This window comes from Tuberibacillus sp. Marseille-P3662 (assembly GCF_900178005.1).
Lineage (GTDB): Bacteria > Bacillota > Bacilli > Bacillales > Sporolactobacillaceae > Marseille-P3662.
Genome location: NZ_FXBS01000005.1, coordinates 64,581 through 89,333, shown reverse-complemented (window position 1 = coordinate 89,333; position 24,753 = coordinate 64,581). Strand labels below are relative to the sequence as shown.

Sequence of the window (24,753 nt, the reverse complement as noted above, 5' to 3'; positions counted from 1 at the left end):
TAATTACTTGCCAAGGCAGAATTGCCTAAACAACTGATCAATAAGACTATCCGAAACCGTATCACCGACAATTTCCCCAAGAATCTCCCAAGTTCTTCGTATGTCGATTTGTGCCATATCAACCGGTAACTCGGCCTCAATACTGCTAATCGCCTCACCTACAGCCGCGTAAGCTTGTTTCAAAAGCGCAACATGTCTTGAATTGGATACATAAGTCAAATCTTGACCTTCAATCCCCTCGGTAAAAAACAGATCAGAAATTCCTGTTTCAAGTTCATCAATCCCTTGTTCATTAAGAATCGATGTTGTAATCACAGGTCGACCATTTGCTAGTTCTTCAACCTCTTCAACGGACAGTTTTTGCGGTAAATCTGTCTTATTGACAATAATGGCCGCTTCCATGCCCTCTATAGCTTTAAAAAGTTGTCGATCTTCATCCGTTAAGGGTTCATTATTGTTAAGCAAAAGTAAAATTAAATCAGCCTCAGTTAAAACTTGGCGGGAACGTTCAACACCCATTTTTTCCACAATATCTTCCGTATCACGAATACCTGCCGTATCCACAAGTTTTAACGGAACCCCGCGAACATTCACATACTCCTCAATGACATCCCGTGTTGTTCCCGGTATTTCCGTAACAATGGCTTTATTTTCATGAACTAAGCTATTCATTAACGATGACTTCCCGACATTGGGTCGGCCGATAATAGCTGTGGCAAGCCCCTCACGGATAATGCGACCTTGTTTGGCTGTCACCAGTAGACGATCAATCGAATCTCTTACCTCTATGACTTTTTGTAAAACAGTTTGATTCGTCATTTCCTCTGCGTCATATTCTGGATAATCAATATTAACCTCTATTTGAGCAATGGTTTCAAGTAACTGCCCGCGTAATGTTTTAATTAAATGGGATAATCGCCCCTCCATTTGTTCCATGGCCACGTTCATCGCCCGGTCTGTCTTGGCACGAATCATATCCATAACCGCCTCAGCCTGAGATAAATCAACCCGGCCATTAAGAAAGGCTCTTTTGGTAAATTCACCAGGTTCAGCAAGACGAGCACCGTTGCCTAAAACCAATTCAAGCACTTGGTTCACAGACGTCACACCACCGTGGCAGTTGATCTCTACGATGGTTTCTCTAGTAAACGTCTTCGGGGCATGCATGACAGACACCATCACTTCCTCTACGACTTGGTCTCTCATCGGGTCAATCAACTTACCATAATGAATGGTATGTGACTCTACATGCATCAAGGCTTGCTTACCTCTATATATTTTATCAGCAATGTGAATAGCCTCATCACCACTGATTCTAACAATAGCAATGGCCCCTTCCCCCATTGGGGTCGAAATGGCCGCAATGGTATCTTGTTCCAACCACTTTCACCTCTCTTTAAACAATCTCTAAAGTAACAAGAGAGTTATCCACACAATATAGGAATCCTAAAGTATAAGAATATCACAAAAAAGACTGTGGATAAAGTCCCGAGATTTTCCACTTGTGGATAACATGCAGACACCCTCGTTTATCTTTCTTATCCACAACCCTGGACATTTTGAAGATCCTTTTTTACAACATAAAAAAAGCATAGTGGGATCGTAAGGTCCACTATGCGCTCCTATCACATTTTGATATTGTTTCTCTATTTATATTTTTGAGGGTAAATTATGACATAACGGTGGGGCTCCTCGCCTTGTGAAGCCGTCCGAATATCGGCAGTTCCTTGTATAGCCGAATGGATGATTTTGCGTTCAAAGGAAGGCATCGGTTCTAATCGAACAGCGCGCGACGTTTTTTTAGCTTTAAGCACCATACGTTGGGCTAACTTCCTCAGTGACGCTTCCCTTCTTTCGCGATAACCTTCAGCATCTAATGTCATCGTTATGTTTTTAGTGATATCTTTATTCAATGTCAAGTTAGCTAAAAATTGTAAAGCATTCAAGGTTTGACCTCTTTTGCCAATAAGAACAGCAATATGCTCACTTGTTAGTTCACACTGATAATGCCTTTCATTGACTTTGGTTACATGAACCTGGGCCGTGATTCCCATTAAATGAATGACCTTTTCTAAGTAATTAATAGCATTAGCAACAGGATCCGGTTTTAACAGAACTTTAACTCTGGCTGGTTTTGCACCAAATAAGCCGAAAAAACCTTTTCTTGGTTCCTCTAAAACTTGAATGTCGACATTATCTTTACTACTATTCAATGAGTCCAACGCCGATGACACAGCCTCATCAATTGACTTGCCACTCACCGTTACTTCTTTCACTTTTTATTTCCCCCTGTATTGTTACTATTGGCTTCTTTTGGTTTAGGGGCCGTGATGAAGTAAGTTTGTATGATCATGAAGAGATTACCTACGACCCAATACAATGCTAGGGCTGACGGGAAGTAGAATCCAAAAATAGCTATCATTACTGGAAAAATGTACATCATCATTGCCATCTGTGGATTGGCGTTGCCGGTGCGACCCATCATGAGTTTTTGTTGAGCGAATGTGAATAGTGCCGCAATAATTGGCAAAATGTAATCGGGTTGTCCAAGACTGAACCACAAAAATTCATGCTGTTTAATAGCCTCTGTCCGATACACTGCCTGATAGAAGGCTATCAATATTGGCATTTGAATAATAATAGGAAAACAACCAGCTAAAGGATTAACTTTATGCTGCTGAAAAAGCTTCATGGTCTCTTCCTGCAATTTCTTTTGTGTTTCAGCATCTTTGGAACTATACTTTTCTCTTAACTTCTTGATTTCAGGTTGAACTTCCTGCATCGCTTTTGAACTTTTGGTTTGTTTGATCATTAACGGTAATATCAGCAAACGAACGAGAATTGTACAGATAATAATGGCAAGCCCATAACTATTATTAAATATACCTGCAATATATGTAATAAATGCTGATAATGGGTAAATGAACCATTCATTCCAAAAACCTTCACTCTCACTTGTAATGGGTGTCTGTAAATTACCACACCCAGCCAAAACAGTTACAAGCAGCAGTAAGGTTGTTATTAAGACAATCTTTCTACGCACCGGGATGAGCCTCCTCTAAGACATCAATTGTCACTATCTATATTTGGGATGCTTGTCGGGAACAGGATCAAATCCCCCTGAATGAAAAGGTTGGCATTTCACAATTCGCTTAACTGTAAGATAGCCGCCCTTAATCATACCAAATCTCCTGAGTGCCTCGACACTATATTGTGAGCAACTCGGATAGAATCGACATGTTGGTGGTTTAATCGGTGAAATCACCTTTTGATAAAACCGAAGTAACACTATGAATAGTATTCGCATCCTACCCACCCTTGTCCGATTTTAAAAGCTTCGCTCGTTTTAACACATGATTCAAACTACTTTTAACCTGATGATAATCCATCTCATGAGTGGGCTTCCGAGCTATAATAATCAAATCGTAACCTGCCGGAAGACGGTTGTCCAACCTATGAATCACATCTTTAATGTATCGTTTAATCCGGTTTCTGGTAACAGCGTTTCCAATTTTCTTACTTACAGACAATCCCACTCGAAAATATTGTGAATGATTGTCACTATAATGTTTGTACTGATAAACAACAAATTGGCGATTGGCCATTGACCGACCATTTTTAAATACCTTTTGAAAATCACTGTTCTTTTTTAGACGTTGCATCTTTTTCATCACAAGATGTCTCCTCAGGGATTGACCAATCGACTCATCATACTTAAAGGTAACATTCATTCCTCTTTAAGTGGAAAAAAGACCACTGCAGAGTACAGTGATCTTAAGCTGACAAAGTCTTTCTGCCTTTGCGGCGACGACGAGCCAAAACTTTACGACCTTCACTTGTTTTCATACGAGAACGAAAACCGTGCACTTTTTTACGTTTCCGATTATTGGGTTGGAAAGTGCGTTTCATTTATTACACCTCCTAGAGGATCTTTAGCTGTCAATTAACTTGAAAATTGCAGTCTGGACTATTATATGAATATATATATCAAATGTCAAGATGACTAAAATGATTTCTAACCCCAATCTATTATATAACAGTGACAGATGCAATGCACACATGGTGTGGATAATTTCTTCGACACTGACTTCCTGTTAACAACAAATATCGACATTTTTTCAACAGAAAGCATGCCTGTGGATAGTTTTTCTCCACACCGCTATGATTTTGTGGACAATCCACTTTGATAATTGCACCCACGGTACTTTTTTGATAAGATGATTGTGTTTTAGCTCTTAATAACCTAAATCACTAAAATTATTTTTCCACAATTGTGGATATCGTTGTGGAAATTTATTAACACCTTGTTTATTTAATTGTCCACAGACCACGGGATAATGTCGATAATTGGATTGTTTCCTTATACAATGCCGATTATTGTCTATTTATAATTAACACTGCATTGAAGGGGGGAGATATGATGGATGATATTCATGATTTATGGAATAAAGCCCTAAGTGAAATTGAAAAGAAGTTAAGCAAACCAAGCTTCGAAACTTGGCTTAAATCAACTTCTGCTCATTCATATGAAAACAACACATTAATTATTACAGCTCCTAATGAATTTGCACGTGATTGGCTGGAATCCAGGTACTCTGACCTCATTTCTGATACGTTAAAAGATATTACCGGATCGGAACTCGACATCAAACTTATCATTCCACAAACAAACATGGACGAAGAACATTTGGAGATGGATCAGCAACACAAAAAGGCACAAAAAGCAAAGTCTCAAACATCCTATGAATCAAAAAAATCGATGCTGAATCCTAAATATACATTTGATACCTTTGTCATTGGAGCAGGTAACCGTTTTGCCCATGCAGCCTCATTAGCTGTCGCAGAAGCTCCGGCAAAAGCCTATAATCCACTGTTTATATATGGTGGGGTTGGTCTAGGAAAAACCCACCTAATGCATGCAATTGGGCATTATGTTATCGAGCATAAGCCTGATGCTAAGGTCGTCTATTTAACATCAGAGAAGTTTACCAATGAATTTATCAACTCAATTCGTGACAACAAAGCGGATGATTTTCGTAATAAATACAGGAATGTTGATGTATTACTCATTGATGATATTCAATTCTTAGCTGGTAAAGAACAAACTCAAGAAGAATTTTTCCACACATTTAATGCTTTACATGAAGATTCAAAGCAAATCATTATTTCAAGCGACCGACCGCCCAAGGAAATACCGACTTTAGAAGATCGCTTGCGTTCACGATTTGAATGGGGACTTATCACTGATATTACACCTCCTGATTTAGAAACTCGAATAGCAATTTTACGCAAAAAGGCAAAAGCTGATGGCCTCGATATATCAAATGAAATTATGCTTTATATTGCTAATCAAATTGACAGTAACATCCGTGAATTAGAAGGGGCACTCATTCGAGTCGTTGCCTATTCATCTTTAATTAACCAAGATATGAATGTTGATCTTGCTGCAGAGGCTTTAAAAGATATTATTCCATCTTCTAAACCTAAGACGATTACAATAAAAGATATTCAAATTACTGTTGGCGAACAATATCAAGTCAAACTTGAAGACTTTGGAGCAAAGAAACGAACGAAGTCAATTGCTTATCCCAGACAAATCGCAATGTATCTATCCAGAGAACTAACGGATTACTCCTTACCTAAAATTGGAGAAGAATTCGGTGGGCGAGATCATACAACCGTCATTCATGCTCATGAGAAGATATCAAAAATGCTTTCACAAGACCAAGATCTGCAAAGACAAGTGGATGATATGACAGAGAAATTAAAGTCTCCTGTTTAACCAACTGATCACAACCTTGTTGATAATCACACTTTTTGTCACACGAATTATACACAGCCTATCCACATGTGGATAGGCGTTATTTCCCTAATCGAATAAACTTATACACATATCCACCGTCCCTACTATTACTATGACGTTTTTTTAAAGATAAATAATAAATATATTAGGAGGTCCATTATGCAAGATATAGAAAATCAAAGCACGCTTGGCGACGCTCAAGTTAAATTTTCAATCGCGAAAGATCAATTAGTTAATAGTGTCAATGATATTATGAAGGCTGTCTCAAACCGGACGACCATTCCGATCTTAACAGGTATTAAAATTACAGCTGGCCATGACGGTATTTCTATGACAGGAAGCGATTCTGATATATCAATCAAATCTTATATTCCTCTTGAGGATGAAGATCATGAAAATGCCGTTGTTGATAAACCAGGAAGTATTGTTCTTCAAGCTAAAGTTTTTGCTGATATTGTTAAAAAACTACCGAGTGAATTTGTTAATATAGAAGTTGATTCGCGCTTAATGACTCGAATCACTGCAGGCTCTGCGGAATTTAACTTAAATGGTCTTGATGCTGAGGAATATCCACGATTACCAGTCATTGACGAAAATGAATCTATAAGCATAAGAACTGATTTATTGAAAAATGTTATCCGACAAACTGTGTTTTCTGTGTCCACCTCAGAAACACGACCGGTGTTAACAGGTGTCAACTGGACTATCCAAAATGGCAAACTAGATTGCGTCGCAACTGACAGCCACCGTTTAGCATCAAAATCAATAACCGTTGAAACTGGAGAAACTAATGAGCAACATTATAACGTTGTTCTTCCGGGAAAAAGTTTGAATGAGCTATCTAAAATACTTGATGAGAGTCGTGGTGACTGGGTTAATATTGTCATAACTGATAATCAGGTCCTGTTCAAAGCGAAAAATATTGAATTCTTTTCTCGATTATTGGACGGGAATTATCCTGATACAAATCGCCTCATTCCGGATGAAAGTAAAACTGATATCATTGTATCTACTAAATCTTTATACCAAGCTATAGATCGTGCTTCACTTTTAGCGAAAGAGGAACGAAATAATGTTATTAAATTCCAAACAATATCGGATCATCAAATTGAAGTGTCATCGCATTCAGCAGAACTAGGACGTGTTTTCGAAAATATTGAAGCCAAATCTATCGAGGGTGAAGCATTAAAAATTTCATTTAGCGCAAAATATATGATGGACGTCCTCAGTCGTATGGATACCCAAGATGTTCGTGTTAGTTTTACAGGAGCTATGCGGCCTTTTCTTATTCGCCCTACAGAAGATCAAGGTCTTATCATGTTAATCCTCCCCGTTCGAACTAATTAACGAGCAATGAAATTAAAATGATGATTAAGGGGGGACATAAAAGGTGGAGAGTGTTAAGCTTAAAGGAGATCAAGATTACATCACTCTTGGACAATTATTACAGTTCGAAAATATTATTACATCAGGCGGACAGTCTAAGTGGTTTTTGGCCGAGTTTAACGTCTTTGTTAACAACGAGCCTGAGGATCGGCGCGGCAAAAAGTTGTATGAAGGCGATCAAATCTCAGTTGAAAATCATGGCACTTACACTGTCATTCGATAAAAGGGGGTAAGCCCTTTTGTTTTTAAAGTCTATTAAAGTTAAAAACTTCAGGAACTACAGTGAAACATCCATCAATTTAGACAACACGATCAATGTCTTTTTAGGTGAAAATGCCCAAGGAAAGACTAATTTACTCGAGTCAATATATGTTTTAGCCATGGCTAATTCGCATCGAACGCCCCATGATAAAGAACTTATCCAATGGGGCAAAGAATATGCTAAAATAGAAGGTAGAGTTGAACGGCAAAGTGGTGACGTCCCTCTTGAATTAGTTATTTCCAAAAAAGGTAAGAAGGCCAAGCGTCACCAAATAGAACAACGGAAATTAAGTGAATATATCGGTTTATGTAACGTCGTCATGTTCGCCCCCGAGGATCTGAATTTAGTTAAAGGCAATCCAAATATCCGGCGGCGGTTTATTAACATGGAATTAGGGCAGATCCATCCCGTATATATGCATCAGTTAACACACTATCAAAAAATTTTGCAACAAAGAAACGCACTTTTGAAAGAGTTGTCCCGAAAACATCAGAACGGCGATCCTATGTTGGACATTCTTACGGAACAGTTGAATGACCTAGGGGCAGATATTGTTTATAGGAGATACCGCTTTATTGAATTATTGAGGGACTGGGCCGGCCCGATTCACCATAGTATTAGCCGGAGTTTAGAAGAACTCTCTTTGACTTACAATTCGAGTGTGGCAGACGTATCAGAAGATATGGAATTGTCAAAGATAAGGAGAGAGTATGAAAAGGCTTTCGAACGCATGCAAGAAAAAGAAATTCAAAGAGGTACCACTTTAATTGGTCCTCATAGAGATGACATGAAATTTTATGTCAATGATAAGGATGTGCAAACATTCGGTTCCCAGGGACAGCAACGGACAACAGCCCTGTCGCTAAAATTAGCGGAGATTGAACTGATTAAGCAAGAAGTTGGAGAATATCCGTTGTTATTATTGGATGATGTGTTAAGTGAGCTCGATGATCATAGACAGACACACTTGCTTCACACATTTCAAGAACGCGTCCAAACATTTATCACAACAACAAATGTCAAAGGCATTCATCATGAAATGCTACAAAAAGCTGCGTCCTTTCAAGTATCACAAGGCCAAATCCTAGCCAATTGTTGAGGTGTCGGGTATGTTCATACATTTAGGTGAGGATACAATTATTCGTACGGCAGAAGTTATTGCTATCTTTGATTATGATTTATTTAACCAAGAACAAGAGAACCAGTTATTTATTGAAAATAATAAGTTGAGTAAACGAGTTGTTGATGTTGGTGAGGCGTCCCCTAAATCAGTCATCATCACTGATGAATATGTCTATTTTTCTCCGTTTTCACCGTCGACATTAAGACGCCGGTCGGATCAATCCATTACAGAACAATCGAAATAATAGAAGACAGGTAAAGTGTAGGTGAGCGAAATGGCCGAGCAAAACATCAATCAGAACGCATATGACGAAAATCAAATACAGGTTCTTGAAGGCCTGGAAGCTGTCCGGAAACGTCCCGGAATGTATATTGGTTCAACTGGACCCAAAGGTCTGCATCATCTCATTTGGGAAGTTGTCGATAATAGTATCGATGAAGCATTAGCAGGGTATTGCGACTATATTGAAGTGACGATTACCCGTGATGGTGGTTTGACAGTGGTTGATAATGGCCGGGGGATTCCCGTTGGTATGCATGAAAAGGTTGGTCGCCCCGCTGTTGAAGTTATAATGACTGTTTTACACGCTGGCGGTAAATTTGGCAACGGTGGTTATAAAGTTTCTGGCGGATTGCATGGTGTCGGTGCGTCTGTTGTTAATGCGCTCTCTCAAGAGCTATGGGTGAAAGTGCATCGTGACGGGAAAGTCTACTATCAAGCGTACCATAAAGGTATTCCAGAAGCTGATTTACATGTTATCGGTGAAACTGAACATACAGGCACCGTCACTCACTTTGTTCCTGATCCGGAAATTTTCCAGGAAACAACTGTTTTTGAATTTGATATTCTAGCTAATCACTTAAAAGAACTCGCCTTTCTAACACGTGGGGTGAGGATGATTATTAAGGATGAACGTGAAGAGGGACAAAGTGTTGAATACCACTATGAAGGCGGCATTAAATCTTATGTTGCTTATTTAAATCGTTCAAAGGATGTATTGCATGAAGAACCGATTTTCATAGAGGGAGAAAAAGATGATATTGACGTTGAAATTGCTTTACAATATAACGATGGATTCACAAGTCAATTCTATTCTTTTGCCAACAACATTCATACCCATGAAGGCGGAACCCATGAGTCAGGCTTCAAAACGGCATTAACACGCGTCATCAATGATTACGCTAGGAAAAACCAATTATTTAAAGAAAACGACCCAAATTTGACGGGTGAAGATGTTCGCGAAGGCTTAACAGCGATTGTTTCAATTAAGCATCCTGATCCTCAGTTTGAGGGACAAACGAAAACTAAATTAGGAAATATGGAAGCCCGAACTATTACGGAATCCCTATTTGCTGATTATTTTTCTAGATATTTATATGAAAATCCAAATGTCGGCAAGAAGATTGTTGAGAAAGGTCTTATGGCATCTCGGGCACGGCAGGCTGCTAAAAAGGCTCGTGAGTTAACTCGGAGAAAAAGTGCGTTAGAAGTGTCCTCCCTTCCAGGAAAGCTTGCTGATTGTTCAACAAAAGATGCTTCACAATCAGAGCTCTATATTGTTGAGGGTGACTCAGCGGGAGGTTCAGCAAAACAGGGACGCGATCGACATTTTCAGGCCATATTACCGTTACGAGGCAAAATCATCAACGTAGAGAAAGCACGTTTGGATAAAATTTTATCTAATAATGAAATTAGAACGATTATTACCGCCTTAGGAACGGGTGTCAGTGAAGACTTTGATATATCCAAGGCTCGCTATCACAAAGTGATCATCATGACTGATGCTGATGTTGATGGGGCGCACATACGGACTCTACTATTAACATTTTTCTACCGGTATATGCGGCCCATGTTAGAGAACGGCTATATCTATATTGCTCAACCACCGCTTTATAAGATTCAACAAGGTAAAAAAGTTAATTATGTCTTTAACGATAGAGAGTTAGATCAGAAGATGCAGGAACTACCACAGAATCCTAAGCCGTCTATTCAGCGTTATAAAGGTCTCGGTGAAATGAATCCCGAACAATTGTGGGAAACCACCATGGATCCTGACAACCGGACAGTCTTACAGGTAAGTTTGCATGATGCAATGGAAGCTGATGAGATATTCGAAGCGCTAATGGGTGATAAGGTTGAACCGCGCCGTAAATTTATTGAAGACAACGCCCAATACGTAGAGAATCTTGACATCTAAGTTAAGTGTCCGCGGTACAATAGGAGGAGACGTTTATGTCGGAAAGTGAACAATCCCGGATTAAACCGGTAAATATCAGTCAGGAGATGCGAACGTCATATCTAGACTATGCTATGAGTGTAATTGTCAGCCGCGCTTTGCCAGATGTTCGGGATGGTCTGAAGCCGGTTCATCGCCGAATCTTGTACGCGATGAATGAACTTGGCATCACCGCTGATAAATCCTACAAGAAATCAGCCAGAATTGTCGGTGAAGTAATCGGTAAGTATCATCCTCATGGAGATGTGGCTGTGTATGACACAATGGTACGTATGGCCCAAGATTTTAGTTACCGTTATGAATTAGTGAACGGTCATGGTAATTTTGGTTCGATTGACGGTGATGCTGCTGCAGCGATGCGTTATACCGAAGCTAAAATGTCAAAGATATCCATGGAAATGGTTCGTGATATTAAGAAAGATACCATCGATTTTCAAGATAATTATGATGGTAACGAGAGAGAGCCATTGGTTCTTCCAGCCAAATTCCCTAATCTTCTGGTCAATGGGGCATCCGGAATTGCCGTCGGAATGGCAACGAATATTCCTCCCCACCAATTAGGGGAAGTTATTGATAGTATCTTAGCTCTAAGTAAAAACCCTGATATGGAAATATCGGATTTAATGGAGTATATTCCCGGACCGGACTTCCCTACAGCTGGTCTCATTCTAGGTCGTGAGGGGATAAGAAAAGCTTACTACACGGGCAGAGGCTCTATTTATTTACGAGCAAAAGTTGACATTCAAGAAGAAAAGAATGGCAAAGAAACCATCGTTGTTACAGAGCTTCCATATCAGGTGAATAAAGCCAAATTGGTAGAGAAAATCGCTGAGCTTGTCCGTGATAAAAAGATTGAAGGGATCTCCGACTTACGTGATGAATCTGATCGTGACGGCTTACGTGTAGTCATAGAAGTTCGTCGTGATACGAATGCCAATGTACTTTTAAACAATTTGTACAAGCATACTGCTTTGCAGACAAGCTATGGTATTAACCTCCTTGCTCTTGTCAACGGGCAGCCAAAAGTACTTAATTTAAAAGAATGTCTGGAAAATTATTTAGAGCATCAGAAAAATGTTATCATCCGTCGAACCCAATATGACCTTAATAAAGCCGAGGCCCGTGCCCATATTTTAGAAGGTCTGCGTATTGCTCTGGATCATATTGACGCTATCATACAATTAATTCGAAATTCAAAAACAACAGATATTGCCAGAGATGGTCTCATGACCAACTATGATTTAAGTCATGAACAGGCCCAGGCTATTTTAGATATGCGGTTGCAACGGTTGACGGGCTTAGAGCGTGACAAAATTGAACAAGAGTATCAAGAACTTATTGAACTCATTGCTGAACTAAAAGCGATTTTGGCTGATGAGGAAAAAGTCCTCGAAATTATTAGAGATGAGTTAACAGAGATCAAAGAGAAATACAATGACGAACGCCGGACGGAGATTACCGTTGGTTCCGATTTGATTGAAGACGAAGATCTCATTCCCCGTGAAAATATTGTTATGACTTTAACACACAATGGTTACGTTAAGCGAATGCCGCTTGATACGTATAAGAGTCAAAACCGTGGTGGACGCGGCATTCAGGGAATGGGGACCAATGAGAATGATTTCGTGGAGCAACTATTTACCACGAATACGCACCATTATGTTCTTTTCTTTACGAATAAAGGGAAGGTTTACAAGTTAAAAGGCTATGAGATCCCGGAACTTGGGCGAACTGCTAAAGGCATTCCAATTATTAATTTAGTTCAAATTGAGAAAGATGAGCATATTACAGCTGTCTTCCCTGTTGAAGCATTCACGGATGATAATCACCTTATTTTCATGACAAAGCATGGAATTACTAAACGTTCACGCCTTTCAGCTTTTAGTAATATAAGAAAAGGCGGGCTGATTGCCATCAGTCTTCGTGAAGATGACGAATTAATTGATGTCAGTCTGACAGATGGACAAAAAGAAGTGATTGTCGGTACGAAGAAAGGCTTAGCTATCCGCTTTGTTGAATCGGATGTCAGATCCATGGGTCGTTCGGCTACTGGTGTCAAAGCGATCACCTTGGATGATGATGATGATGTTGTCGGAATGGGAACGATTGAAGACAATCAGGAGATCTTAATTGTTACGAATAAAGGATTCGGTAAACGGACAGATATTAACGATTACCGTCTGCAAACAAGAGGTGGAAAAGGAATTAAAACATGCAATATCACCGAGAAAAATGGTGACATGATTGCATTAAAAACAGTCAGTGAAGATGACGACCTCATGATTATTACGACCAGCGGCATCATTATCCGTACGGCTGTTTCCGGAATTTCTAGAATGGGTCGGAATACCGTCGGGGTTAAGCTCATCAAAATGGGTGATGAAGATCATGTCGCCACTATAACTCGAATCAAAGATGATGGAGAGGCGCCGGAACTGATTGATACTGAAGGATATGAAGAATAAGCAACAGACACGGCCTATCAAAATAGGAATCAAGATCACCACTTGATTCCTATTTTTTCTTAAAGTTTGAATCTCTGTTTAAGGGGGAACAAAGTCAATGAAAGTTAAACGAGAGCATCTTATTGAAGGCTGTATTTTACAACGCGATATAATCGGGAAGTCAAGGTATCCAATCATAAAGGCTAATACAGTATTGGAACAAGAGCACTTACATGTATTAGAGGCTTTCTTGGTCCAAGATGTTCACGTTAAAGATAAATTGAAAGATGGGCAATCCTTTCAACCTCAATCACAACAGTCTGTTGGAAAACCACCATCGACCATGGGAGACGGGTCATTACGTGATCAATATATATATGCTGTTGAACAGTTTAAACAACAATTTACATACTGGGAGAGCGGTTGGCCCATTAATATATTGGAAATTAGGCAACTCATCATTCCCATTTTACAAGACTTTCTGAACAACAAAAAAACGCTATTATTACTCAATCAATATGCTAGCAAAGAAGATTATATCTATCATCATTGTGTTACAGTGGGACTCCTTTCTGGATTTATTGCTGATAAATTAGGCTATAGCTGTGACCAAATTCATTCCATAGCTGTTGCTGGTCTTCTAGCAGATAGCGGTATGGCGAAAATGCCCCCACACATTTTTAGGAAACATCGTTCACTCACGCCTCAAGAACGTGACCGGTTAAAAATGCACCCCATTCTAAGTTATCGTTTGGTAAAGAGTTTACCTACCATTAGTGATGAAATGGCATTAGCAATTTTACAGCATCATGAACGTGAAGATGGAACTGGATATCCGCATCAGTTTAAGAGCCAAAAAATTCATGCCCACGCAAAAATTATTGCCGTTGCCGATGTTTTTCACGCAATGGTCTCAGAACGTATCTATAAAAAAGGTAAGTCCCCTTTTCAGGTCTTAGAACTCATGAGAATGGATCACTTCGGTCAGTTTGAACAACGCATTCTCGATATTTTTGTAAATGAAGTCGTTAATAGTTTCAAAGGGACAAAGGTTTATTTATCAAATCAGAGGGAAGGCACTGTTGTCTTTATTCAAGCACAGTCACCGACGCGGCCTATGGTTCAATTAACAGATGGTCAAATTTTATCATTGTCGGATGATCGTTCGCTTCATATTGAGAAAATTTTAGATCATTGATTCACATCTAAACAAGTATTCGCCAACTAGTTTAGGGATTTTTTGAGAGCTAATATCAAGAAATTGTAAGATGAAGGGTTTGTCGTTAGATGCGCTTTGAGAATGCAAGTCATACCACCATTCAGTTTCATAACGGCATATCATACTTAGATTATATAGAGTTAAATAGTGGATAAAAATTTCTGGTAATTCATGGTATAAATCCTTATGTAAAGGAAGAAATGGCTCGTCTTGCATGTTCTTAAAAAATGGATAGTGCATTAGGGATGGCATAATATCATTGGAGGTCACCAAAGTTAGGTCACCTATTGTTGAGTTTTCTAATTGAAAACTCACCCCTGATTGCCGGGTCAGATAGTTACAAAATCGGTCAGGGGTCATGTGGAGAGAGTCTAGGATGCGTTCATTAACAGTCATCGTTTGCCCTTTGATATGAACGCGAATAAGCGGTTTTTGACGATTTATGCGAAGAAATAATTCTTGAATATCGGGAATACTTCTTAATAGCATACTCATAGACCACTTCTCAGCGGGAACGGCATTAAGATGAAACAATTGACTCATTCCATGAGTATACAATCCTTTCGTTTGTATTTTGACGGTATCATCCAGAAAGTCATAGTTCGCTTTTTTTCTTTTTCTAGTTGTTACACCATGGGCTAAAACATCAGTATGACTTGGATAATCAGGATCAACCGTCAGTAATAGACCCTTAATTAATTGAACAAGCCCATAAAAAAGCAGGACTGGTCGAATCTCTATTGATGAATGATCGGCATTCTTAAGGTAGTTTTGACCATGTTGTAGATAATAGCTCATTGCATTGCTGTTTTGATAACTCTTACGCTGAGCGTTTTCAATACCTAGTTTTGAATATAATTCACATAGAAATGATTGAGTAAAATGGCTTGACTGGTAAGGTATCAGAGCTTTCCATAAATGTTGCTCGCTCATCTTTTGATGTCCTCCATTATTTGAATTATAGAATTATTGGTCCCTATATTGACACCCCTGCACCGGCTTGTTAAGCTATCTATAAAAATTTCGGCGGAATCGCCGGAGAGGGGTCTTGAGCGGCATGCGAGAAGATAAATTTACAAAAGAGTCACTCACTTTTGACGATGTTTTGCTAATCCCTGCTAAATCAGAAGTATTGCCAAGAGATGTATCAACTAAAACTCAATTGACGAAAAAAATTGCGTTAAGTATCCCGTTAATTAGTGCGGGTATGGATACTGTGACGGAGGCGGAAATGGCGATTGCGATCGCTCGGCAAGGCGGCCTTGGTGTGATTCATAAAAACATGTCCATAGAGGAGCAAGCGGAGCAAGTTGACCGGGTAAAACGTTCAGAACGTGGTGTTGTTACAGATCCTTTCTATCTCACACCAGAGCATCAAGTGTATGATGCAGAGCATTTAATGGGTAAATTTCGTATTTCGGGTGTTCCGATTGTTGATGAGTTAGGTAAATTAGTCGGTATCATTACGAATCGTGACTTGCGGTTTACCAATGATTACTCCATTAAAATTGCTGAGGTGATGACAAGTCACCATTTATTAACAGCTCCTGTCGGCACCACCATTGAAGAGGCGGGCAAGATTCTCGAACAGCACAAAATTGAGAAATTGCCGTTAGTCGATGATCAAGATTTTCTGAAGGGCCTTATTACGATTAAGGATATAGAAAAAGTGATCGAGTTTCCGAATGCGGCAAAAGATAATCAGGGCCGGTTACTTACAGCAGCTGCCGTTGGGGTTGGTCAAGATTGCATGTTGCGGGTGAAAAAATTAGTTGAAGCGGGTGTGGATGCTATTGTTCTCGATACAGCACATGGTCATTCCCAAGGTGTCTTGGACCGGGTCACAGCGATTCGCGAAGCTTATCCTGACTTAGATTTGATTGCTGGAAACGTTGCAACGCCTGAAGGAACCCGTGATTTGATTAAAGCGGGTGCTGATGTGGTCAAAGTCGGGATTGGACCAGGTTCAATTTGTACGACGCGTGTTGTTAGCGGTGTGGGTGTCCCACAAATTACAGCGGTTTTTGATTGTGCGCAAGAGGCAGAGAAGCATGGTGTCGCAGTCATTGCTGACGGCGGTATTAAATTGTCAGGTGATATTGTTAAAGCTCTGGCTGCGGGCGGACATGCCGTTATGCTTGGAAGTATTTTGGCCGGTGTTGATGAAAGTCCAGGGGCTCGGGAAATTTATCAAGGCCGACAATATAAGGTCTATCGCGGCATGGGGTCAGTGAGTGCAATGGAACAAGGAAGTAAGGATCGTTATTTTCAGGAAAACCAGAAGAAATTAGTTCCCGAAGGTATTGAAGGTCGTGTTCCATATAAAGGGATGTTGACAGATACGATTCATCAACTCGTCGGAGGCCTTCGATCAGGTATGGGATACTGTGGGACCCCGACAGTTGATGACTTACGAGCAAATGCCAAATTCACGCGCATCAGTAATGCCGGTCTACACGAAAGTCATCCCCATGATGTTCAGATTACAAAAGAATCACCGAATTACTCATTTTAGTTGAAAACCAGTACAATATGATTATTTTTTGACAGGGTTCGACCCTGTCTACTTTTTTGCCTAATTCTATGATAAAATGACTTTTGGGTATGTGGAGGTGGACAAAATCAAATGTTCAAATACTTAAAGAGAACTAACATTATTGGTATCATGATCATAATGACGTTAACATTATTGGTATCGCCATTATCAGAGCACCAAGCCAAGGCAGCAGGGCCTGATATTAACGCCAAATCGGCTATATTAATAGATGCTGAGACGGGGAAAATTTTATATTCTAAAAATGTTGATACCAAATTACCACCCGCCAGTATGTCAAAGATTATGACGGAATACCTCGTGAACAAATATATTGCTGAAGGGAAATTAAAGTGGGATTCCAAAGTGACAGTTGGGGATTATGCGAATCAAATTAGTAACCAACCAGACTATTCTAAAGTCCCCCTTAGACCTGACTATCAATATACGGTTCGTGAATTGTATGAGGGCATGGCTATCAGCTCTGCTAACGGTGCTACCATCGCTTTAGCAGCAAAAATTGCGGGTAGTGAAAAAGAATTTGTGAAAATTATGAATAACACCGCTGACAAATTAGGTATGGAAAAGGCTGAATTTGTGAATAGCACGGGTCTGAACAATAGTGATCTTTTAGGAAACTATCACACAGGTAACAAAGATGACGGCAATTCGCTTTCAGCTCGCGCGCTTGCCAAATTAGCTTATCATTTTATCAATGAATACTATGTAGGTGGCAAGGCCCAGGAAATTTCCAGTACTGCTGTGAAAAATTTCAAGGCGGGTATTGAAGGCCAACCGTTTAAAATGGTGAATGTTAACTGGATGTTGCCAGGATTCAGTTCACAAACACAAAATATGTCGGCTTATGAGTATAAAGGTGTCGACGGGTTGAAAACGGGATATACCAATCTTGCGAAATATTGTTTCACAGGAACCGTTGAACAAAATGGACGTCGTTTGATCTCTGTTGTTATGGGGACTGATTCCAAATCGGCTCGTTTTCTTGAAACAAAAAAATTGTATGATTATGGTTTTAATCAATTTGAGCAAACAACGATTGTTAAAGACGGCTACCAATTCAAGGATCATAAAAATATACCTGTGTTAAAAGGCAAAGAAGATCATGTTGGTATTGAAGTGAAAGGTGATATTAAGACTGTTGTTTCCAGTGGACAAGCGGACAACTTTAAACCTGTTCTACATTTGGATCAATCCAAGTTAAATGATGACGGTGAATTAACAGCTCCTGTTAAAAAAGGTGACAAAGTGGGTTATGTCACACTGAAATACACAGGGGACCAAAAGCAAAGTGGTTATCTTTATAAAGATCAATTAAAGGCTCCTGTCGTTGTAGCTGACGATGTCGATAAAGCCAATTGGTTTGTGTTGACTTTCCGATCAGTGGGTCATTTCTTTTCTGGTCTATTTTCCAGTGCTGTTGATTTTGTTACAGGATTATTCTAGGGGATGATCTGCTTCCCCTTATGAGGATCTGCTCATAAGGGGATTTTCTTTATCTAATTGTCTTAGATACTATGGCAACAGTTTGAATTATGCGTTATGATTAACATTATGAGGAAGTCAACAGTTAGGATATCATTGCTAGGAGGATGACACATGGGACAAACTGGAACAGATCGTGTTAAGCGTGGCATGGCTGAAATGCAAAAGGGTGGCGTCATTATGGACGTCGTCAATGCTGAACAAGCAAAAATAGCTGAAGAGGCAGGGGCTGTTGCTGTAATGGCCTTAGAACGAGTACCTGCGGATATTCGTGCGGCAGGTGGTGTCGCCAGAATGGCTGATCCATCCATTGTAGAAGATGTTATGAATGCCGTTTCCATTCCTGTTATGGCTAAAGCAAGAATTGGTCACATCGTTGAAGCACGTGTTTTAGAGTCAATGAATGTTGATTATATTGATGAAAGTGAAGTATTGACGCCAGCTGATGATCGGTTTCATATTAACAAGCGTGATTACAAGGTGCCGTTTGTCTGTGGTTGTCGTGACCTTGGTGAAGCGACGCGCCGCATTGGTGAAGGAGCTTCAATGCTACGGACCAAAGGCGAACCAGGTACAGGCAATATTGTTGAAGCTGTCAAGCATCTTCGGTTAGTCAATGCACAGATTCGCGAAGTTCAAAATATGTCAGAAGATGAGCTTATGACTAAAGCCAAAGAGCTAGGTGCACCGTACGATGTTCTGTTAGATGTTAAAGAAACCGGACGTTTACCTGTCGTCAACTTTGCGGCCGGCGGTGTAGCGACACCAGCTGATGCGTCACTAATGATGCAACTGGGTGCTGACGGCGTGTTTGTTGGATCAGGTATATTTAAGTCACAGAATCCGGCTAACTTTGCAAAGTCTGTTGTTGAAGCGACAACACATTTTCAAGATTATCAGTTAATTGCTGAGTTGTCTAAAGGATTAGGAACAGCTATGCCAGGTGTTGAGATGTCGACACTTGATGCTTCAGAAAGAATGCAAGAACGCAGTGAATAAAGGTTAAGGTTGATGGTAAATGACAGTTAAAATTGGTGTTTTAGGATTGCAAGGAGCCGTTCGTGAACATATTTGGGCATTAGAAGCTTCGGGTGCAGATACTGAAATTGTGAAACGTCGTGATCAACTAGAAGGATTGGATGGACTCGTTATTCCCGGCGGTGAAAGCACAACCATGCGACGGTTAATGGACCAATATGATTTGTTTGAGCCCGTTAAGGCTTTTGCTCAGGACAAGCCTGTGTTTGGTACTTGTGCTGGTTTAATCTTAATGGCCAAACAAATTGAGGGGCAAAAAGGGCCGCATTTAGCATTAATGGATATCAATGTCCGCCGGAATGCGTTTGGCCGTCAACGTGACAGTTTTGAAGCGGAATTAATCATCGAAGGGGTTGCTAACAATTTCAATGGTGTATTTATTCGCGCCCCGTACATTCTTGATGTTCAAGAAAGCGTCCAAATCTTATCGAAATATGATGGAAAAATTGTTGCTGCAAGGCAAGGCGACTTTTTAACCGCAGCCTTTCATCCAGAATTAACAGATGACAAGCGGCTACATGCGTATTTTGTTGATATGGTACAAGCAAAGATGTCATAGGAATAACTTGACTTTAATTTGTGAATCATGTAAGTTATTAAAACAAAAAAATGTCTGAATGATGAAGATGGGAACAAGTAATAAGCATTCTCTTTTGTATAGAGAGCCGGTGGTTGGTGTAAACCGGACAAAGGAACTTATGAATCCATCCCTGAGTCGAAGTGCCGAAATTGAAAGTAAGCATTTCCGGTCCGGTCCGTTATCCGGCTGAGCGGTTTGTCTTTTTGAATGCAGCAAACAATCAGGGTGGCAACGCGGCATCAACGTCCGTCCCTTATAAGGGGGTGGGCGTTTTTTATATGTAGCCTATTTGACAGGAGGAATATAACATGTTGGATTTAAAATATGTTCGCCAGAATTACAATGAAGTCAAAGACAAGTTATTGAAACGGGGCGAGGATCTAAGTGATTTTCATAAGTTTCAGGAGCTTGATGCCCGGCGGCGAGAATTGATTCAAGAAACAGAGGAATTAAAAGCTAAGCGAAATGAGGTTTCTCAAGAAATTGCGAAACGAAAACGTGATGGTGAGAATGCAGATGATCGTATTACAGAGATGCGTGAGGTCAGTCAAAAAGTTAAAGAATTAGATGAATCACTGCGACAAGTGGATGATGATCTGCAAACATTAATGCTGTCTATTCCGAACATTCCTCATGATAGTGTTCCAGTAGGTGATGATGAGGAAGATAATGTGGTGGTCCGGACGTGGGGTGAGATTCAAGAGGAGCCATTTGAAGTCAAACCACACTGGGAAGTGGCCACAGAGCTGGGCATTTTGGATTTTGAATCGGCATCTAAAGTGACCGGTAGCCGGTTTGTTTTCTACAAAGGTATGGGTGCAAGGTTGGAAAGAGCGCTGATTAGTTTTATGATGGATCTTCACTCTGAAGAACATGATTATACAGAAATGCTGCCACCGTATCTTGTAAATCGTGGAAGCATGACAGGAACGGGGCAACTGCCGAAGTTCGAAGAGGACGCTTTTAAGATTAGAGAAGAAGATTATTTCTTAATTCCAACTGCCGAGGTGCCAGTCACGAATTATCATAGTGAGGATATGATTGATGGTGAAGCCTTACCGTTTGCTTACTGCGCTTATAGCACAAATTTCCGTTCAGAAGCAGGATCAGCCGGCCGGGATACGCGTGGTTTGATTCGCCAGCATCAATTCAATAAAGTAGAACTTGTCCGGTTCGTGAAGCCTGAGAATTCCTATAACGAACTTGAGAAGCTTACAGGTCATGCAGAGACTGTTTTACAAAAGCTTGGGCTGCCTTACCGAGTGATGAGCATGTGTACCGGAGACCTCGGGTTTACAGCTGCTAAAAAATATGATTTGGAAGTCTGGCTGCCAAGTTACGATACTTATAGGGAAATTTCATCTTGCAGTAATTTTGAGGCCTTTCAAGCGCGACGGGCTAATATTCGTTTCCGTCGGGATCCAGGGACAAAGCAAAAGCCTGAATTTGTGCATACACTGAATGGATCTGGTCTTGCTGTTGGGCGAACGGTTGCCGCAATACTGGAAAATTACCAACAGGAAGACGGTAGTGTTGTGATTCCAGAAGTATTGCGTCCATATATGGGAAATAAGGATAAGCTTAACTAATTATGACACAATATAATTGTGTAAAAAATAAAATTTTAATGGCGGGGCTTGCACAGGGTTAAGACATATGATATAGTATTAATCGTGTCAGCAAGGAGGAGTACCCAAGTTCGGCTGAAGGGAGCGGTCTTGAAAACCGCCAGGGGCTTCACGGCCCGCGGGGGTTCGAATCCCTCCTCCTCCGCCATATTAAAAAAAACACGCACAATTTGGAGATACGGACATTAGAAAGGCCATTCCTTGGAATGGCCTTTTTTTAATATCTATATCAATTCGGAAATTTTTTTTAAAATCGATTGTCTTGAATGGGAATCATGAATTAAATCGTAATCACCAATATTAATTTCAAGAACAGGACAGATATTGAATTGATGGATCCACTCTTCATAACGTTCGAATAACTGTAACCAATAGGCATCCGGTGTGCTTTGTTCCGATGGTCGACCTCTATTCTTAATTCGATCAATAATGTCATTGGGGTGGCTGGCGGTTAGATAGATCATAAGATCCGGATGCTTGAAATCGGGATTTTCCACCATACTGTTATATAAATTTAAGTAAGTATGGTATTCGAGTCCATCGATGTTACCGTCAGCATAATGCAGTGCTGTAAAGATGTCTTTATCTTCGTAGATGGAACGATCTTGTACATAATGACCGGGGTTTTGACGCATATTTGTCTGTTGCTTAAAACGTTCTGATAAAAAATGAATTTGCGTATGAAAGGCCCATTTTTTGAAGTCTTGATAAAAGTGTTCTAAATATGGGTTGGACTTTGGATTTTCAAATACGGATTCATAGTTCATATGTTCGCTAATAGCTTGTACCATGGTTGTTTTACCGACACCAACGGTTCCGGCAACGGAAATGATGTGTTGTTGATTAGTGTGATTCATAATGATTTCGCCCTCTCAGCAATGTCTCGATAAGTTGTCCATGGTTTATTTTATAACGTCATGAAGGTAAAATAAACAGGCATGATTTGATTCTAAGATTTTGGACATACTATAGATGTGCATGACTAATACCGTTGTTTGACTAAGGTATTCTCATGTGGTATTCTATAACAAACCAATTACATATTTATGTAAGCAAGTTGTCGGAAGTAAGAAGGTAAGGCCTGCACCAGAGTGGGACGTTTTTTACTCCTACACTTGGTGGAGGATTTTTTGCTTTTACTGAAAGTACAATACTCCCTTATGTAAAGTGTAAGAGGTTTGGAATATTTATTGCGTATGACCGCGCAAAGTATAGGGAGGCAACACTCATGCAAAACGGAACAGTAAAATGGTTTAACGCCGAAAAAGGCTATGGCTTCATCGAGGTAGAAGGTGAAAACGACGTATTCGTTCACTATTCTGCCATTCAAGAAGAAGGTTTCAAATCCTTAGAAGAAGGCCAAAGCGTCGAATTTGAAATCGTACAAGGCGAAAAAGGCCCGCAAGCAGCCAACGTCGTTAAATTGTAATAGAGAAGCCAGTGAAGCGGCTCAGCTGAGTTGAGCCGCTTCTTTCTGTCTATGGAACCAACCCCTTTTCAAAATAGGGCAAAGTTTTGTATAATGATTATCGTGTCATCAAAAATATGGCCCCGTAGCTCAGGGGATAGAGCGTAGGTTTCCTAAACCTTGCGTCGCAGGTTCGAATCCTGCCGGGGCCACTACAAAAATACTGTTACACCAAGGATTTGCGAATGGATCGCAAATCCTTTTTTTAATGGAAAAAAGTGAATTGCAACCGAATGAATCAACTTATGGAGCGATAAATAAATTAATTAAATATTTTCGTTATCATTGATGACATTTATGACTGATGTGGAGCATAGAATGCTACTTTCTAATTTTATTATTAACCTATTATGAAAATGGACAAGAGAAACTTTTTTAAATCTTAACGGGGAGGCATTAATGATGACGCATTTGAATGATTCAATTCGAAACAAAGTAGTGGATCGACTTCCGGAAATTTTATCACTTCATGGGGTTTCAGGACGTGAAGAGCAAGTGCAATCCTATTTAACCAAGGAATTAGAATCCTTAGCAGATTCTGTAACTGTTGATCCATTGGGAAACGTCATTTCGCATATAAAGGGTAATGGCAAGCAAAAGTTGATGGTGGCAGCACATATGGATGAAATTGGGTTAATGATCAAACATATTGATCAGCGGGGATTTCTATATTTTGAGACGATTGGCGGAATCAGATCTCAGAATCTCTATGCCCGGGAGTGTGAAGTATTGACACCCAAAGGAAAGGTGCCAGGAATCGTTAATAGTATTCATCCGGGACGTCCTCTTGCCGATGAGTACATTCCGGATGCCAAAGACTTTTTTATTGATGTGGGCGCCAATAATCTAGCAGATATTGAAAATATGGGAATTGAAGTCGGGCAGTCTGTAAAATTCATTTATCAATTTCAACAACTTAACAATAAAGTAGCCGGTACAGCCTTGGACAATCGACTTCTTGTATTTATCCTGCTTGAGGTATTAAAAGTGATGAAAAACGAAGACCAAAATAATATCCCAGACTTGTACCCAGTTTTTACGGTTCAAGAAGAGGTGGGTTCAAGAGGTGCCCAGACAGCTACTAATCAAATTAAACCAGATTTAGCAATTGCTCTCGACATTACAATGGCCAATGATCTACCAAAGATTCATGAAAGTGAGCATATTGCTGAGGTGGATCGAGGGCCTGGTATTAAAGTGGTGGATAATATTAGTCGAGCTATGTTGGGGTTGATTGTTTCCGATACCATTGTAAAGCAAATGAAGGATATTGCTCATTCACATCATATTCCTTATCAGCTTGAAGTGCAGTCTGCAGGTTCAACAGATGGAGCTACGATTCATAGAGAAGGAAATGGGGTTCCCACAGGTGGCATTTGTTTGCCGACTCGTTATGTTCATGCTTATGAATTGGCTTCCATCGATGACACTGTTCATATGGCAAACCTTTTGTATGAGAGTATAAAAACATTGAAGGTGTATTGATCTTATGCTAGGAACAAGTATACAAAATCTTATGAGAGGTGTTTA

General features: G+C 40.0%; 23 protein-coding genes, 2 tRNA genes and 1 other annotated feature. Of the genes, 17 read left to right on the top strand and 8 right to left on the bottom strand.

Annotated features, from left to right (window positions below; all coding sequences use genetic code 11):
* Positions 1 to 3: 3 nt before the first annotated feature.
* The 6 genes from mnmE to rpmH form a co-directional block, all read right to left on the bottom strand.
* Entirely contained in the window at positions 4 to 1,380 is a 1,377-nt protein-coding gene (mnmE, locus tag B9Y89_RS06530) for a tRNA uridine-5-carboxymethylaminomethyl(34) synthesis GTPase MnmE (RefSeq protein WP_085522435.1), read from the bottom strand.
* Between the two features lie 266 nt (positions 1,381 to 1,646).
* On the bottom strand, positions 1,647 to 2,276 hold the full coding sequence (gene jag, locus B9Y89_RS06525; protein ID WP_085522434.1) for an RNA-binding cell elongation regulator Jag/EloR: 630 nt from the start codon (positions 2,274 to 2,276) through the stop codon (positions 1,647 to 1,649).
* Positions 2,273 to 3,043: a YidC family membrane integrase SpoIIIJ gene (gene spoIIIJ / locus B9Y89_RS06520; RefSeq protein WP_085522433.1), complete on the bottom strand. Its 771-nt coding sequence runs from the start codon at positions 3,041 to 3,043 to the stop codon at positions 2,273 to 2,275. Before spoIIIJ ends, jag begins: the two co-directional genes overlap by 4 nt.
* Positions 3,044 to 3,076: 33 nt before the next feature.
* Positions 3,077 to 3,307, bottom strand: coding sequence for a membrane protein insertion efficiency factor YidD (gene yidD / locus B9Y89_RS06515; protein WP_085522432.1), 231 nt, complete (start codon positions 3,305 to 3,307; stop codon positions 3,077 to 3,079).
* 1 nt (position 3,308) lies between these two features.
* Positions 3,309 to 3,671: a ribonuclease P protein component gene (rnpA, locus tag B9Y89_RS06510; protein ID WP_085522431.1), complete on the bottom strand. Its 363-nt coding sequence runs from the start codon at positions 3,669 to 3,671 to the stop codon at positions 3,309 to 3,311.
* A 103-nt stretch (positions 3,672 to 3,774) separates the two neighbouring features.
* Positions 3,775 to 3,909: a 50S ribosomal protein L34 gene (gene rpmH / locus B9Y89_RS06505; RefSeq protein WP_085522430.1), complete on the bottom strand. Its 135-nt coding sequence runs from the start codon at positions 3,907 to 3,909 to the stop codon at positions 3,775 to 3,777.
* A gap of 511 nt (positions 3,910 to 4,420) precedes the next feature.
* Between rpmH and dnaA the strand changes: the two genes are divergently transcribed.
* From dnaA to B9Y89_RS06465, 8 genes are all read left to right on the top strand, one after another.
* Positions 4,421 to 5,782, top strand: coding sequence for a chromosomal replication initiator protein DnaA (gene dnaA / locus B9Y89_RS06500; RefSeq protein WP_085522429.1), 1,362 nt, complete (start codon positions 4,421 to 4,423; stop codon positions 5,780 to 5,782).
* 180 nt (positions 5,783 to 5,962) lie between these two features.
* Entirely contained in the window at positions 5,963 to 7,150 is a 1,188-nt protein-coding gene (dnaN, locus tag B9Y89_RS06495; protein ID WP_085522428.1) for a DNA polymerase III subunit beta, read from the top strand.
* A gap of 43 nt (positions 7,151 to 7,193) precedes the next feature.
* A complete protein-coding gene (gene yaaA, locus B9Y89_RS06490) occupies positions 7,194 to 7,412 on the top strand; it encodes a S4 domain-containing protein YaaA (RefSeq protein WP_085522427.1) in 219 nt (72 codons plus the stop codon).
* Positions 7,413 to 7,428: 16 nt separating this feature from the next.
* The gene (recF, locus tag B9Y89_RS06485; protein ID WP_085522426.1) at positions 7,429 to 8,550 is read left to right on the top strand and encodes a DNA replication/repair protein RecF; all 1,122 of its coding nucleotides are present in this window, start codon (positions 7,429 to 7,431) and stop codon (positions 8,548 to 8,550) included.
* Positions 8,551 to 8,560: 10 nt separating this feature from the next.
* Positions 8,561 to 8,818 (top strand): extracellular matrix regulator RemB, encoded by a 258-nt coding sequence (gene remB / locus B9Y89_RS06480; protein WP_085522425.1) that lies wholly within the window; start codon positions 8,561 to 8,563, stop codon positions 8,816 to 8,818.
* A 30-nt stretch (positions 8,819 to 8,848) separates the two neighbouring features.
* The gene (gene gyrB / locus B9Y89_RS06475) at positions 8,849 to 10,771 is read left to right on the top strand and encodes a DNA topoisomerase (ATP-hydrolyzing) subunit B (RefSeq protein WP_085522424.1); all 1,923 of its coding nucleotides are present in this window, start codon (positions 8,849 to 8,851) and stop codon (positions 10,769 to 10,771) included.
* A gap of 35 nt (positions 10,772 to 10,806) precedes the next feature.
* A complete protein-coding gene (gyrA, locus tag B9Y89_RS06470) occupies positions 10,807 to 13,275 on the top strand; it encodes a DNA gyrase subunit A (RefSeq protein WP_085522423.1) in 2,469 nt (822 codons plus the stop codon).
* A 97-nt stretch (positions 13,276 to 13,372) separates the two neighbouring features.
* Entirely contained in the window at positions 13,373 to 14,452 is a 1,080-nt protein-coding gene (locus B9Y89_RS06465; RefSeq protein WP_085522422.1) for an HD-GYP domain-containing protein, read from the top strand.
* On the opposite strand, the gene B9Y89_RS06460 is transcribed toward B9Y89_RS06465, so the two are convergent.
* The gene (locus B9Y89_RS06460; RefSeq protein WP_085522421.1) at positions 14,441 to 15,406 is read right to left on the bottom strand and encodes a YaaC family protein; all 966 of its coding nucleotides are present in this window, start codon (positions 15,404 to 15,406) and stop codon (positions 14,441 to 14,443) included. The genes B9Y89_RS06465 and B9Y89_RS06460 overlap by 12 nt on opposite strands.
* 124 nt (positions 15,407 to 15,530) lie before the next feature.
* Here B9Y89_RS06460 and guaB point away from each other — a divergent pair, with 124 nt between their 5' ends.
* From guaB to B9Y89_RS06430, 6 genes are all read left to right on the top strand, one after another.
* The gene (gene guaB, locus B9Y89_RS06455; RefSeq protein ID WP_085522420.1) at positions 15,531 to 16,988 is read left to right on the top strand and encodes an IMP dehydrogenase; all 1,458 of its coding nucleotides are present in this window, start codon (positions 15,531 to 15,533) and stop codon (positions 16,986 to 16,988) included.
* A gap of 111 nt (positions 16,989 to 17,099) precedes the next feature.
* Entirely contained in the window at positions 17,100 to 18,470 is a 1,371-nt protein-coding gene (locus tag B9Y89_RS06450) for a D-alanyl-D-alanine carboxypeptidase family protein (protein ID WP_085522419.1), read from the top strand.
* A 153-nt stretch (positions 18,471 to 18,623) separates the two neighbouring features.
* Entirely contained in the window at positions 18,624 to 19,508 is an 885-nt protein-coding gene (pdxS, locus tag B9Y89_RS06445) for a pyridoxal 5'-phosphate synthase lyase subunit PdxS (protein ID WP_085522418.1), read from the top strand.
* A gap of 19 nt (positions 19,509 to 19,527) precedes the next feature.
* Positions 19,528 to 20,106: a pyridoxal 5'-phosphate synthase glutaminase subunit PdxT gene (gene pdxT, locus B9Y89_RS06440; RefSeq protein ID WP_085522417.1), complete on the top strand. Its 579-nt coding sequence runs from the start codon at positions 19,528 to 19,530 to the stop codon at positions 20,104 to 20,106.
* A 55-nt stretch (positions 20,107 to 20,161) separates the two neighbouring features.
* Positions 20,162 to 20,384 (top strand) — a binding site (T-box leader).
* 51 nt (positions 20,385 to 20,435) lie between these two features.
* Positions 20,436 to 21,716, top strand: a complete 1,281-nt coding sequence (serS, locus tag B9Y89_RS06435) for a serine--tRNA ligase (RefSeq protein ID WP_085522416.1) — start codon at positions 20,436 to 20,438, stop codon at positions 21,714 to 21,716.
* 94 nt (positions 21,717 to 21,810) lie between these two features.
* Positions 21,811 to 21,903: transfer RNA gene (locus B9Y89_RS06430), tRNA-Ser, on the top strand.
* Between the two features lie 76 nt (positions 21,904 to 21,979).
* Here the strand turns inward: B9Y89_RS06430 and B9Y89_RS06425 are convergent.
* The gene (locus B9Y89_RS06425; protein WP_085522415.1) at positions 21,980 to 22,612 is read right to left on the bottom strand and encodes a deoxynucleoside kinase; all 633 of its coding nucleotides are present in this window, start codon (positions 22,610 to 22,612) and stop codon (positions 21,980 to 21,982) included.
* Between the two features lie 371 nt (positions 22,613 to 22,983).
* Between B9Y89_RS06425 and B9Y89_RS06420 the strand changes: the two genes are divergently transcribed.
* The 3 genes from B9Y89_RS06420 (at position 22,984) to B9Y89_RS06410 (ending at position 24,708) form a co-directional block, all read left to right on the top strand.
* Complete coding sequence (locus B9Y89_RS06420; RefSeq protein ID WP_085522414.1) at positions 22,984 to 23,184, top strand: cold-shock protein; 201 nt, start codon at positions 22,984 to 22,986, stop codon at positions 23,182 to 23,184.
* Positions 23,185 to 23,302: 118 nt separating this feature from the next.
* Positions 23,303 to 23,375: transfer RNA gene (locus B9Y89_RS06415), tRNA-Arg, on the top strand.
* A 250-nt stretch (positions 23,376 to 23,625) separates the two neighbouring features.
* Positions 23,626 to 24,708 carry a M42 family metallopeptidase gene (locus B9Y89_RS06410; protein WP_176222131.1) on the top strand — a complete coding sequence of 361 codons (1,083 nt, stop codon included), beginning with the start codon at positions 23,626 to 23,628 and terminating at the stop codon, positions 24,706 to 24,708.
* Positions 24,709 to 24,753: the final 45 nt, after the last annotated feature.

Bases quoted from the DNA above. Each gene is read 5' to 3' on its own strand.
- yidD (WP_085522432.1), bottom strand. From the start codon at position 3,307: ATGCGAATACTATTCATAGTGTTACTTCGGTTTTATCAAAAGGTGATT.
- rnpA (WP_085522431.1), bottom strand. From the start codon at position 3,671: ATGAAAAAGATGCAACGTCTAAAAAAGAACAGTGATTTTCAAAAGGTA.
- rpmH (WP_085522430.1), bottom strand. From the start codon at position 3,909: ATGAAACGCACTTTCCAACCCAATAATCGGAAACGTAAAAAAGTGCAC.
- dnaA (WP_085522429.1), top strand. From the start codon at position 4,421: ATGGATGATATTCATGATTTATGGAATAAAGCCCTAAGTGAAATTGAA.
- dnaN (WP_085522428.1), top strand. From the start codon at position 5,963: ATGCAAGATATAGAAAATCAAAGCACGCTTGGCGACGCTCAAGTTAAA.
- remB (WP_085522425.1), top strand. From the start codon at position 8,561: ATGTTCATACATTTAGGTGAGGATACAATTATTCGTACGGCAGAAGTT.
- gyrB (WP_085522424.1), top strand. From the start codon at position 8,849: ATGGCCGAGCAAAACATCAATCAGAACGCATATGACGAAAATCAAATA.
- gyrA (WP_085522423.1), top strand. From the start codon at position 10,807: ATGTCGGAAAGTGAACAATCCCGGATTAAACCGGTAAATATCAGTCAG.
- B9Y89_RS06465 (WP_085522422.1), top strand. From the start codon at position 13,373: ATGAAAGTTAAACGAGAGCATCTTATTGAAGGCTGTATTTTACAACGC.
- B9Y89_RS06460 (WP_085522421.1), bottom strand. From the start codon at position 15,406: ATGAGCGAGCAACATTTATGGAAAGCTCTGATACCTTACCAGTCAAGC.
- guaB (WP_085522420.1), top strand. From the start codon at position 15,531: ATGCGAGAAGATAAATTTACAAAAGAGTCACTCACTTTTGACGATGTT.
- B9Y89_RS06450 (WP_085522419.1), top strand. From the start codon at position 17,100: ATGTTCAAATACTTAAAGAGAACTAACATTATTGGTATCATGATCATA.
- pdxS (WP_085522418.1), top strand. From the start codon at position 18,624: ATGGGACAAACTGGAACAGATCGTGTTAAGCGTGGCATGGCTGAAATG.
- pdxT (WP_085522417.1), top strand. From the start codon at position 19,528: ATGACAGTTAAAATTGGTGTTTTAGGATTGCAAGGAGCCGTTCGTGAA.
- serS (WP_085522416.1), top strand. From the start codon at position 20,436: ATGTTGGATTTAAAATATGTTCGCCAGAATTACAATGAAGTCAAAGAC.
- B9Y89_RS06425 (WP_085522415.1), bottom strand. From the start codon at position 22,612: ATGAATCACACTAATCAACAACACATCATTTCCGTTGCCGGAACCGTT.
- B9Y89_RS06420 (WP_085522414.1), top strand. From the start codon at position 22,984: ATGCAAAACGGAACAGTAAAATGGTTTAACGCCGAAAAAGGCTATGGC.
- B9Y89_RS06410 (WP_176222131.1), top strand. From the start codon at position 23,626: ATGACGCATTTGAATGATTCAATTCGAAACAAAGTAGTGGATCGACTT.